Source organism: Xenorhabdus entomophaga, from assembly GCF_037996725.1.
Classification (GTDB): domain Bacteria; phylum Pseudomonadota; class Gammaproteobacteria; order Enterobacterales; family Enterobacteriaceae; genus Xenorhabdus; species Xenorhabdus khoisanae.
Window position 1 is genome coordinate 18,526 of the sequence record NZ_JBBMXH010000060.1, and the last position, 10,681, is coordinate 29,206.

Genomic DNA, 10,681 nt, shown 5'->3' on the forward strand with positions numbered 1-10,681 from the left:
GAATATCCTCAAAAGAAAGCCCCATCGAGGGGCGATTATTATTCTGCGTGGGTATAAATTTGCATATCAGACTTGAGAGAGAAACGCGCGGTGACGTTTTCCACTTCGTTCATTGCGGTATTGGGGACGCGCTGGAACGACACGGAAGCAGTGTAATAACGGTCTTCTGCTGCGCGTTTGTTGAAGAATCGAATTGCGGTAATCTGCTTACTATCATCCAGCTTCATGAGCAACTTACGGATAGGCAACTTGGCGTCATGGGCAAACGTATAAACCTGAACGACGCCACTTTTATAGGTATCAATAGTTTCCGCCTGCTCATCCTCTAAAAACTGGACTTCTTGTGTTTGCTGATCGCCACCTTCCGTGGACAGTGTCATGACCTGCGGCATTACCTCCCACGCCAGCACTTTTTTCAATGAACCCGCACCACCCGCAACAGGGAATGTATTCTTGTCCGTGGTGTCCAGACCTTCCAATGTAATGCTTTTTTCAGCTACCGCCAGAACGCGATAAGCACCGGAAGCTTTTTTCCAGCCAGAATTGACATGAACGATATCGTCTTTGGCAATGCCCGTAACCGATTCAACCGTCAGCACCACTTCTTCTGCGTTAGACGCTGATATAATTTTAATTTCATCCCCGTACTTGCTTGCAATGTAAACACGGGAACCATTCGGAATGTTATAGGCCATCATTAACCTCTTATATGCATAAAAAAAGCCGCGATTGCGGCTGTATTATCGGACTGTGTCACATCGGTATGATGTGCGTATAGGAATGGTGTAGTTGGTGCCATCCTGAATAGGCGGGAAGATAGTCGGCTCATCGTTAAGGTATAAATCGCCGATCAATGACAGGTCATTCTGTAGACATTCTGTCACCCGGTCAGCAATATTAGTTAAAGCTGAATCACCGGAACCGGACTTTCCCACCACATTCACCTGAATCACGCCCCGGAAGACGGGCATGTCCAATGACAACCCAATATTTTGTGTTGTTGCGGGCATGATGTGTAATTGCAGGTACGGATCATTGATGTCATTGAATGACATGTTAGGCCACGCCACTTTAAGATTTTCCTGTTTGGCTATTTTTGCCACCAGCGCCCGAATAGTGTTATTTATTGTTGACTGGTTCATGATTTTGTCTCCGTAACAGCATCACTAAAGAACTTCTGAAACTCCTGTGCTGTTACTGCAACCATGCCATTGGGTGCTTGTGTTGAATGGCCCATCTCAAGGCGATAGGCATAGGGTACGTTATTGGTGAAATAGACGGTTTTCACCCCAACCTTAAACTGACCAATCACCAAATCCCCCACAGCTTGGGTCATATTTCCGCTTTTATCAATGCGCCCTGTTTCTTCTGTGGGAATTTCATCAAATGCCACCTGCCAATTCCCCCGGAATCTACCGCCTGTGTATCCCGGAGGTGCTTTTATATCCATGGAGTCAGTGACACGAGCACGTTTTTTTAGCTGCCGTTTTTTGGGGGTCAGGTTATTAGGATCTGACTGCTGTTGTTCATTCCAGTCATGCACGGCCTGATTATATTCTCTTGCCGTTTGATTGACCTTCCACAGCTCAGGGTTACCCACGGGCGACATGATAATCAATCGTGACAGTATTTTGATAAACGTTCCCCTTGATGCTGCTTCAATATTGTCTTTGGCTTTATTCACAAACGCATCAATGGATGCCATAAATGGATCTGCCATATCACGCCCTCAACTGAGATTGATAGCAAAGTGCGATATCAGCGGGTTTTATTGGGTTAGGTTCAATCACTCTCAGCCAAACGCTATCCACCAGCACATGATCACCTTTTTTTATCTCAATATCAGGTGAAAAAACCATCTTGATATCCGTAGACAGTATCAGTGAGCCGTCGATTTCGTGAGGCTTGTATTGCACCTTCACCCCAGTAACTGAGAAAAGTATTTCCGGTTCGTAATGCTCTTGCCCCTCATCATCAACCCAATGATTACCATCTCGTTTGGCTTGGTAGGAAATACCATATTTTTTCAACATCCGTAATGCTGTGTCCTGTCCGCGCTGATAAATATTCATCGCTACCTCATTGCAAATGTATTAATGGCAAATCCATCTGAGACATCAATTAGTCCAGACAACAAACCTTTTAACCAAGAGAAATTTGGTGCACCAGTATTAGTGCCTTCGGCATATTGCACCGTAATAGCTCCCTCAATTCGCTCGGAGAGGATTTCAGCACCTAACGTAGGTTGCAGGTCACTATCTTGTGATTCAATTGCTAAACGGCATTGAGCTTGGATTAATTGCTTCGGGATTTCATCGCTTGGGATGACCACACCGTCACGAGACAAACCAATCCGAGGAAAAGAGAGTGGCTGTTCGTTATCAGTACGCTTACCCTGCCATTTTTGTGACTCCAGATAGTCCATCGCCGTAATTAGTAATGATTCTAATCCGCTATCTGCTAAAGTGATAATTCTATCCTTAGCGTATTTCTTTAAATCATCAACACTGGCGTAGCTATTAAATGTTGAAGAGTTTTTATCAGGATCAATCATGCTCACCTCAAAAAAAAGAGGGGCACAAAGCCCCTCAAATTACTCGTCTGGAGAAGTTTTTTCTGTGAATGTAATTGCGTCAGTATTTTGTGCAATATCATCAACGGTGGCCGTAACAATAAATTCACCCTGAGCATCAGAAGTTAATTTCACTGTCGCACCACCAGCTTTGCCCGTCTTAGATGAGGTAACGCTTAACTCGCCACCTGTTGTAGACCAATTAACGGTAGCGCCCTCAACTGGAAAGCTACCCTTGGTATAATTTAGTGACACCGTTACAGAATCTATGCTGTCAGCGATAGCGGACGTTTTATCCGCTGACAGGGTTACTTTCCCTCTTCAGCAGTCAGTTTAATCATGACGCCTGCGGTTAGCTTGTCGCTAGTGAAATGCTTCTTCCAATTACCTGCCATGCCTAACTGAGTTAAGTCAGGGTTCTTGCCTTTCGCTTCATCCCAGCTATAGCCCAATACACCCACGTTAACCACACCTTCACCGCGATAACCAACTTCCAAGTTCTCTTTGTCATTGATTTCATAAGAGCGGAAGGTTGGTTCTTGGGATTCAGTGATAGTTACAGCACCCGGTACTAAACCAAAGATAGCATCCACTGGCGCTGTATCAGTTACCAACACAGGTTTACCTAGTGTACCAGGCTGACCACCGTAGATAACTACACCAGCCTCTTCATACACCTTGTTGTCAATTGCCTGATCAACAATATCGAAGTAGGTTGTAGAGTGCATAACGAACAGATTTACACGGTTAAATTTATCACCGTATTTACGTAAACCTTTGGTTAGCGTTTTTTTGCCGTCTGTCGCAATATCGGCAGTTACTACCATTTCTTTGTTATTACCAATCGCGGCACCTAGGGCGGCTAAAGAGTATTTAATGTAACCCTCTAGCGAAGCATCCGCCGCATCCGTACCAACCAATTCTGAGAACTCTGATACATCACGACCGCGGCGTTTAAATGCCTCTTCGGTTGTTGCATAAGGGCCATATTTCCAAGGCGCTTTTACATCAACAGATTCACCTGCCCCGATTTTTTTATTCTCTACGGTACCCGTAGAATTTACATCACGATGTTCAATCGAACCGCCGATCTGATAGAAAGCACGTTTACGGAAATCACCTTCAATAAACAGGTTATCCAGCACGATGGCGCCATTAGATGCCTGATTAAATACTGCTAAATTATCTTGACGACGTTCTAAAAACGCCGTTTGTGCCAAGTCGTTATAAATTACTAAATCGTTATTAGTAGTCGTAGCCATTGCTTATATTTCCTTACTCTTTTGGAAGTTTTAAATATGCGTCACGCCCGTATCGGCGAATATAATCAGCCTTATCGCTGGCGGACATTTGAGAACGTTTGAGATGTGCGCCACCTTGCTTATGTTTCCCTGCATCTGTACCTGAAGCAGCAGGGAATAAGTGGGGGGCGTTTTCTTTTAGAGATTCAATCCATTCAACGGGTGATAATGGTGTGCGACCATCTTTACCCATGATTGGATTGCCATCTTCATCAACGGCTACGGCCTGACCTTCATCGTTGATTTGGAAAATTCCTTTGGCACGTAAAATTAAGTCTTCTTGAGCACTAGTTAATGCGCCCGCTTTACCCGCTGCTGAGCGAATTTCATCGCCTAATACACGCGCGCGGAATTTATTTGCAAACGCCTCGGCCTTTTCGACTTTGGTGCTCGCTTCTTTCAATTGCTTATCAACATCACCACGCAAACGCTCAGTACGTTTATTAATGACCTCATCAATCTTGCCATCCGCAATAAGCTTGGCTTCTTCGTCATTCTCAAAACGTTTAAGCATTCCTTTCACTGTGTCAGGATCAATGCCTTCAAAGCGCTTCAAGTTATCGCCTTGCTCTTTCACTTTGCCTAACAATTCATCACGCTTAGCTTTTAGTCCTGATACTTGCTCATTTACGGCTTTATCAATAATGGCTTGAATTTCAGGGGTGATTTCGGTTGTTCCACCACCGCCACCTTGCGAGCCATCATCAGCTTGTGAGTAATATTTGCGTTCGATATTCATAAATAACATGTGATACCCCTTGGGTTTGATTTGCGCCTAGCGCGTTGTAATAACTCAGCCCTAAGCTGAATTTAGGTAATAAAAAAGGCCACCGAAGTGACCTTGTGGCGCTACATTACTCTTGGATAACCCAATCTTCAGCAAATAAATCACCTTGAGATGGAACCCAGCCCGGCTGCATATTTCCTTGTGCATTCTTTAGTCCTAAGCAGTCTTGCATATCGCCGGAGTCATAACCTTTTCGCCATATAGCATTACCAGAGTAAATTCGCGCAATAAATTGATTAGCGCCATTCCAGCCAGCGCGTGAGATTTTCTTACCTGCCTTTACTGCTTCTAATGCTTCGCTAAATGTAGTCATTTCTTACCTCTAAAGTAAAAACCCGCTCAATGGCGGGCTTGTGTGATTTGTTGCTGACATTAGTCATAACCAGCTTCGATAAATGCTTGTTCGTCTATCTCTTTGAGCTTATCTAATGAAATGAACTCGCCTTTATCTGTGTAGAACTGTGAGGGGTGCATACCGCCATCTTTCATCAGTCGATAGCGAGTTTCGCCAAACACTTGTTTTTGCCTCCATGCAGGCTGCTTTTGTATCCATTCAATAAATTTAGTTTCTGCCGGAACCTGTCCATCCATTGATGCCCGTGTTCCTTCGCTCATTTCATCGGCATCAATACCCAGTTCCCGCCATGATTTCATCACCAGCGTTTCAATTGAGCGACAATTAAAGTGGATTTTGCCGGGGCCTTGCAGGTAAGGAACTTTATGACCAATAGGTTTACCGCCTAGCGTGTATTTCAGCCCATCACGGACAATGCAATCATTGGACGTTTTGTTATCCAGTGTTGATACCCACCGTTTGCAATCAAGGATATCCCTGTTGGCGTCCACAAATTGCTCTCTTGCCACCGCCTGTAGGTGATTTATCGCTGTCTTGGCGATGGTTGTCGCATTAGCCCGGCTCATTTGCAACGAACCATCTTTATATCCTTGATTTGCATGACCTCTGATTTTACGACCAACCTCTACCGCACTATCACCATTCAAATAACCATTGCGAACAGCGTTATTTATGCGTGTCATGCGATCAGACTCTAACCCATCAGCCCATTCAGATAATAATTTCCCTTGAAACGGGCGAGACATTACCGAAGAAAATAGCATTTCCTCTGTAATGCTCATTAGTGGATATTTGCGTAGAACAACGTCAGGCAATAATGCATCAAACAATGATGGATAGTAACCAGCTTCATACAATGCATGCGCTCTCATTTCTTCCATCAGTAACGAGAAAGCACTATCAACAGCTCGTTTATTAATACTTCTAACACTGGAAAGTAATGACTCCAATCGCCTTGCTGTGAAACTATTAACATCAATGGAGGTATCATCTAAGGCAACAATAAGCGAGGCGGTTAATTCAGAATCAAACTCATTGAGAACCTTTATCATGCGCCTTGCTACGCCCGTAGAATAACGACCGGAAAACAGGGAGTGAGCAATCAATTCATCCATTAACCGCTCATTCACTGTTCTCATGTTTCACCTACCATTGTCGGCTCTTGATTATTAAGCTCGTCCACTACCACATCAACATCATCAGCAGGATTGATCACATCATATTTCTGCAAACTTCTAACTAAGTCAGATTTGCGCGTCGCACCAGATTGCCATGCTGCAACAATTTCACGGATCATCGAACTATCAGCAATGTGATTAACAAGGTCTTTGTTAATTTCAAAAGAAGTATCTTTAGTATCTAAGCCAAGGTATTCAGCGCACCACATCAGGGCTTTACTAAATGCATCAGAAACATTGGAGCAACAGATACTAAGAATAGAGGTTTGTGCGTTTTGCTCACCAACAGACTGAATAACCGTTTTAACCTTACTATCAGCAGAAACTAATTGGGCGCCAAGTGCCACCATATAATCGCGCTTGCTGTCCATAGCTTCTTTCGCCAACATGTTTGGCTGAGCCTGAGCGTAACCAAAGAATCCTTTTTCTGGCAACATAATTGGTGAGCGAGAGCCAACCATAACGCCTTTCTTTTCTAGATAGTCACGCCATTCCGTTCCCAATCCACCTAGATAGGGTTGTATTTGCCCACAGAAGAACACTGAGTCCTCATAATCAGCGGAGTTTCGATAATGCCCTAGGTTGATTTTTGCCAACCCTAACAGTGGCGCTTCATCAATAGTGTGGTCGTTATTTTGAGCGCCGATAAACGTAAACGGTATTTCATCCCATACGCCGTTACCTGCTCTTTCGGGAATGTATTCAGAATCAATCTCAAAAACACTACTTCCACTAGGTTTGCGATAAACACGACAGATAAATTGACCTTCTTCTATCGCCAGCAATCTATATTGAAGAACGTCTTTAAATCCAAAACCATCCTCTTCTTCAACCGTTTCACGTAATACCACCAGCGTTAACATTGTTCGGCCATTTATGCGGTCAGTACGCCAGTTAATGATATCTTCGGCTCGATATTGGAATATGAATGGGAGTTTCGAATCACTGTTGTAATCAACATACAATCCATGACGACCGACCTCCAATACCGATTCAAGTGAAGACTGAGCAAGTTGATAAATGCTTGAACCTGCCCCGTCAGCATCATCTTTTAAACACGAAAGCTTTTCGACGACAGCAACTAAGGGATCCTTTTTAAATGCCATCCCTATCATGCCATTTCGAGTATTACCCGTTATTGGATAGAACACAGCTCGATCTTGATAGTCTTTATTACGTTTCTTTTTACGATTACCATCTTGCTCCTCAAGCTCGGGAAGGTAACTTTTTATATCTTCACCGCCCCGACAAACAGAGCGTACTAACTCCCACTGAGGAGCAGTCGTTTTATACTCCGGTCGAGTAAAATCTACATTTGTTGTACTCATCAGAAGGTTGTTCCTAGGTTAATTTCGAATGCTGGGCGAATAGGTTTATGCAAGACTCGATAGCGTGTGGCATCCCAGTCATGATCCTCTTGATCAGTATCTACATCATCGGGGTTTTTACTATCACGAACCAAAACCGGAATGCGGCTAATCCAGCCCCGGCAATAATCGAACACGTAGAACGCGGGCTTTTCTGGCATGCCTGACTCGGACTTCTTGCCTTCAATGACGGCCTCCAGCATATCAGCGAAGAGAGAAGCGCCATTGATACGAGAACCGGGCTTTTTATTAGCCTCCAACCACTTCACGCCCTGTTTTGCCATCTTCTGTGCTATGGAATCTTCGTTATCGCCCGTATTAAAGATGGAGCTATCCGCAGGGCCAGAAATTACTTTCTTGCAGATGCCGGGCATGATATTCAATTGTCCTTGCGTTTTACCGTCCTGTTTAATCTCATCAGGCTCTACAACATCTTCGCCAGCCAGACGCCGATCAATCCACTGTACGCCCTTAGCCACGTTGGTAGATGACATATTCAGCCCTTTATTGAGTTCATCAGGCGGACAACCGTACCATTCACCAATCAGAATCAATGAACCCGCAGGAGGGCAGAACTTTCGGCCATCCGATAAAGTTGCCTCTGTCCCATCTGATTCAGTCCACCACAAATTGGCAAACGGTTTTGATTCCCCCCAGTCATGAGAGCGGTCAACAGTCCAGCTATCGGGAATCTTGAATGGCTTGATAACGTGGTGATTAGCATTCCAAAGATGGTCAAAGCGCCCACCGCTAGTAACATCCCATGAACCCTCAACCCATGCTTTTCGTCGATTGGGGTCTTTGATGTTCATCAGGGTGGCAATGTACTGTGGGTCTAGATAGGGGTTCTCCTTGAATGAACCATGAATGGCGACACGAGTTAGTGTTATGTCCTCATCTTTTTCAGTCTGAGGATTGAACACCTTTTGAGTTTCTCTGATAACAGTTCCTCTCGGAGCTGGTTCAATAAACCGTTTTTTCACCCATGTATGCCCGATACCAAACGGGTTAGTTGTGCTGAATGTTTCTAGCGGTATCGGCTTTAGCAATGCACCATTTTCAAGTGGATAATCTTCTGGTCTAAATGATGACCGACGACAAGAGAACATCGCTTCATAGAAATCGGCTGATTTTTGCTTGGTTAATTCGTTGAAGCCAATAAACGGGAATTCTTGCCCATGATAATCCCAATAATCATCCGCCTCTTTGCCGAACCGGAATAACAGTTCCTCACCCGTCGGCCATACCCAGCGTAACTCAGAGGCAGAAGCAAGAAAACGCGCACCATCCTTGAACAGACGATACATACGCTTTGATTGTGTGATGATATCGGCAAGGTTTTTATATTCAGTATCGAATATAACGCCGCGCCAGAACGAGCCATACCCGACCCCGACATTGCGTCTGAATCTGGCTAATTGAGCGGCTGTTTTGCCGGGGCCACGAGTTCCCTCATAGAGAATTTCATTACATGGGCAACTTAAAGATAGAGACTGAGACCCGGGCAGAGGCTTCCAGACCACATTGTAATTCATCCGCCTAATACCTCGCCCTGTTGCTTCTGTGCCGCTTTTTCCCAATCATCGACGTTATCGCAGGCAGGTACGGGCATAATGTTATGGGTAGCCACCACCTTTTGATCAATCTGCTCTTTAAATGCCTGAACACTGATATGCTTACCGAGTAGTTCAAGGTTCTTCACCTTATCCGGCCACTTGATCTTCTTGAGTAAGGCGGCGGTATCTTGTGAACCTACTTCCAGCACTTCCAGACCTGATAGCGTAGTACGCCACACTTTAGGCCAGTCTTTCACTGACTTGAGTTCGCCTCCATCAGCGAGAATGTCGAGGACGTCCATTTGGTCAATTTCAACTAACCGCTTTAATACATAAGTCGCATTAATCCCGACTTCTTCATTACGGTCTGCCTTGAGTTCGGCAATGCGTGACTGAATATCAGGTTTTGACAGGTTTTCAGACGCAGTGCGGTTTGCGGTTTTCTCGCTGTACCCCGCACGAATTGCCGCTTGTGTGGCGTTCAAATCAACGAGGTACTCGCGACAAAACATCTCTTGTTTGTCAGTGAGTGCCATTTTTATTCCTTATCTTGAAAACAGCCCACCTTGCCTAAGTTCACGATTGACGAACTGGCGTATCTCTTCACGGATTATCTGGCGGATATGATCATCATCAGGGATGCTGGGTATTTTCGCTGAGTTAATGACGGCCGAACTCAGGCGTGCTTGCTTAGCAGTCCCTCTATATGCTTTCTCTATTTCATTGATGATGGCATTGGCGTTTATATCTACTGCCAGTTCCAATGGAGCAACAACTGCTCTTACTTTCCTTTCCGAGTCACAGACCTTGAAGCTATCGGCAGTAACCCCAGCCTTGGTTCCTTCATCTACTGCCAGCGTCATACCTGCGGAATAGGTCTTGCTCGCCTGTTGCTTTTCTGCTTTCGGTTCGAATGCATTGTGAATGACAAGTGTCTTAGGGATACCGGAAATGGTCTTGAAACAGCCGCTGGCGGATTTAAGTTTTCCATCCTTACCGTAAGACGCCGTGTATCTGGCCGCTGTTACCGTGACGCTGCCGTCTTCATTAATACGAATGTTCATAATAATTTCTGCCTCATTTAGCATATTCAACTGCTCTGGTTGATATAACCCCGACAGTTTTTGTACTGTGGTGATATAAAATGCTGAAAAAACATTCAGGAAGTCATTTATCGTCCAATATTCGCAATTTCTTGTTTACCCCCTCCAACCAATCCGAGAGCCATTTGACTGAGGTCACCGATTAACTTTCCGGCCCTGTTAAGAGTAACCAAGTCATCCTGTCTTTTTCTCAATCTGCGGCCTGCATCAGAGGAATCTTCATCAGACGCCTTTTTTGCCAAAACAAGCATGTCTTGCAGTTGCTGGATAGTGAATCCAAATCCAGATTTAGCTTCCTGCTCTGTCATGCGGTCGAACACTTGAGCCTGTAACTCATAGCTGTAACTCATCGCCATCAAACAAGCTTCACGCTTGGGGAATCGATAGCATGGAAGCTCTCGCCCGGTACTGTCTTTGTACTGAGCAAAATATTTTGCCGAGTGCTCTTCTCCTAATACTTTG

General features: G+C 44.7%; 15 protein-coding genes. All 15 read right to left on the minus strand.

All coding sequences use genetic code 11. The features are described 5' to 3' along the window. Positions 1 to 38: 38 nt before the first annotated feature. Positions 39 to 698, minus strand: coding sequence for a phage tail protein (locus AAC854_RS13325; protein WP_340617526.1), 660 nt, complete (start codon positions 696 to 698; stop codon positions 39 to 41). Positions 699 to 740: 42 nt separating this feature from the next. Beyond that, positions 741 to 1,142, minus strand: coding sequence for a phage tail terminator-like protein (locus tag AAC854_RS13330; RefSeq protein ID WP_340617527.1), 402 nt, complete (start codon positions 1,140 to 1,142; stop codon positions 741 to 743). Next, entirely contained in the window at positions 1,139 to 1,720 is a 582-nt protein-coding gene (locus tag AAC854_RS13335) for a hypothetical protein (protein WP_340617528.1), read from the minus strand. Before AAC854_RS13335 ends, AAC854_RS13330 begins: the two co-directional genes overlap by 4 nt. 1 nt (position 1,721) lies before the next feature. Continuing rightward, positions 1,722 to 2,072, minus strand: coding sequence for a hypothetical protein (locus AAC854_RS13340; protein WP_340617529.1), 351 nt, complete (start codon positions 2,070 to 2,072; stop codon positions 1,722 to 1,724). Positions 2,073 to 2,074: 2 nt separating this feature from the next. After that, complete coding sequence (locus tag AAC854_RS13345) at positions 2,075 to 2,554, minus strand: DnaT-like ssDNA-binding protein (protein WP_340617530.1); 480 nt, start codon at positions 2,552 to 2,554, stop codon at positions 2,075 to 2,077. A 39-nt stretch (positions 2,555 to 2,593) separates the two neighbouring features. Beyond that, positions 2,594 to 2,827, minus strand: coding sequence for an Ig-like domain-containing protein (locus AAC854_RS13350; RefSeq protein WP_422824084.1), 234 nt, complete (start codon positions 2,825 to 2,827; stop codon positions 2,594 to 2,596). A 53-nt stretch (positions 2,828 to 2,880) separates the two neighbouring features. Then, on the minus strand, positions 2,881 to 3,834 hold the full coding sequence (locus AAC854_RS13355; protein ID WP_340617531.1) for a major capsid protein: 954 nt from the start codon (positions 3,832 to 3,834) through the stop codon (positions 2,881 to 2,883). Positions 3,835 to 3,847: 13 nt separating this feature from the next. Next, complete coding sequence (locus AAC854_RS13360; protein WP_340617532.1) at positions 3,848 to 4,621, minus strand: hypothetical protein; 774 nt, start codon at positions 4,619 to 4,621, stop codon at positions 3,848 to 3,850. 106 nt (positions 4,622 to 4,727) lie between these two features. Further along, positions 4,728 to 4,973 carry a DUF2829 domain-containing protein gene (locus tag AAC854_RS13365; protein WP_340617533.1) on the minus strand — a complete coding sequence of 82 codons (246 nt, stop codon included), beginning with the start codon at positions 4,971 to 4,973 and terminating at the stop codon, positions 4,728 to 4,730. 59 nt (positions 4,974 to 5,032) lie between these two features. After that, positions 5,033 to 6,154: a phage minor head protein gene (locus tag AAC854_RS13370; RefSeq protein ID WP_340617534.1), complete on the minus strand. Its 1,122-nt coding sequence runs from the start codon at positions 6,152 to 6,154 to the stop codon at positions 5,033 to 5,035. Then, positions 6,151 to 7,521, minus strand: a complete 1,371-nt coding sequence (locus tag AAC854_RS13375) for a DUF4055 domain-containing protein (protein ID WP_340617535.1) — start codon at positions 7,519 to 7,521, stop codon at positions 6,151 to 6,153. The genes AAC854_RS13370 and AAC854_RS13375 overlap by 4 nt, the downstream gene beginning before the upstream one ends. After that, complete coding sequence (locus AAC854_RS13380; protein ID WP_340617536.1) at positions 7,521 to 9,095, minus strand: terminase; 1,575 nt, start codon at positions 9,093 to 9,095, stop codon at positions 7,521 to 7,523. The genes AAC854_RS13375 and AAC854_RS13380 overlap by 1 nt, the downstream gene beginning before the upstream one ends. Next, positions 9,092 to 9,652, minus strand: a complete 561-nt coding sequence (locus AAC854_RS13385) for a terminase small subunit (RefSeq protein WP_340617537.1) — start codon at positions 9,650 to 9,652, stop codon at positions 9,092 to 9,094. Before AAC854_RS13385 ends, AAC854_RS13380 begins: the two co-directional genes overlap by 4 nt. A 9-nt stretch (positions 9,653 to 9,661) precedes the next feature. Beyond that, on the minus strand, positions 9,662 to 10,180 hold the full coding sequence (locus AAC854_RS13390; protein ID WP_340617538.1) for a hypothetical protein: 519 nt from the start codon (positions 10,178 to 10,180) through the stop codon (positions 9,662 to 9,664). Between the two features lie 107 nt (positions 10,181 to 10,287). Further along, positions 10,288 to 10,681: Rha family transcriptional regulator (locus tag AAC854_RS13395; RefSeq protein WP_340617539.1), on the minus strand; the 394-nt coding region annotated here is incomplete at its 5' end.

What these genes read in the sequence shown, in the direction of transcription:
- AAC854_RS13325 (WP_340617526.1), bottom strand. Translation starts at nt 698, where the DNA reads ATGATGGCCTATAACATTCCGAATGGTTCCCGTGTTTACATTGCAAGC.
- AAC854_RS13330 (WP_340617527.1), bottom strand. Translation starts at nt 1,142, where the DNA reads ATGAACCAGTCAACAATAAATAACACTATTCGGGCGCTGGTGGCAAAA.
- AAC854_RS13335 (WP_340617528.1), bottom strand. Translation starts at nt 1,720, where the DNA reads ATGGCAGATCCATTTATGGCATCCATTGATGCGTTTGTGAATAAAGCC.
- AAC854_RS13340 (WP_340617529.1), bottom strand. Translation starts at nt 2,072, where the DNA reads ATGAATATTTATCAGCGCGGACAGGACACAGCATTACGGATGTTGAAA.
- AAC854_RS13345 (WP_340617530.1), bottom strand. Translation starts at nt 2,554, where the DNA reads ATGATTGATCCTGATAAAAACTCTTCAACATTTAATAGCTACGCCAGT.
- AAC854_RS13355 (WP_340617531.1), bottom strand. Translation starts at nt 3,834, where the DNA reads ATGGCTACGACTACTAATAACGATTTAGTAATTTATAACGACTTGGCA.
- AAC854_RS13360 (WP_340617532.1), bottom strand. Translation starts at nt 4,621, where the DNA reads ATGTTATTTATGAATATCGAACGCAAATATTACTCACAAGCTGATGAT.
- AAC854_RS13365 (WP_340617533.1), bottom strand. Translation starts at nt 4,973, where the DNA reads ATGACTACATTTAGCGAAGCATTAGAAGCAGTAAAGGCAGGTAAGAAA.
- AAC854_RS13370 (WP_340617534.1), bottom strand. Translation starts at nt 6,154, where the DNA reads ATGAGAACAGTGAATGAGCGGTTAATGGATGAATTGATTGCTCACTCC.
- AAC854_RS13375 (WP_340617535.1), bottom strand. Translation starts at nt 7,521, where the DNA reads ATGAGTACAACAAATGTAGATTTTACTCGACCGGAGTATAAAACGACT.
- AAC854_RS13380 (WP_340617536.1), bottom strand. Translation starts at nt 9,095, where the DNA reads ATGAATTACAATGTGGTCTGGAAGCCTCTGCCCGGGTCTCAGTCTCTA.
- AAC854_RS13385 (WP_340617537.1), bottom strand. Translation starts at nt 9,652, where the DNA reads ATGGCACTCACTGACAAACAAGAGATGTTTTGTCGCGAGTACCTCGTT.
- AAC854_RS13390 (WP_340617538.1), bottom strand. Translation starts at nt 10,180, where the DNA reads ATGAACATTCGTATTAATGAAGACGGCAGCGTCACGGTAACAGCGGCC.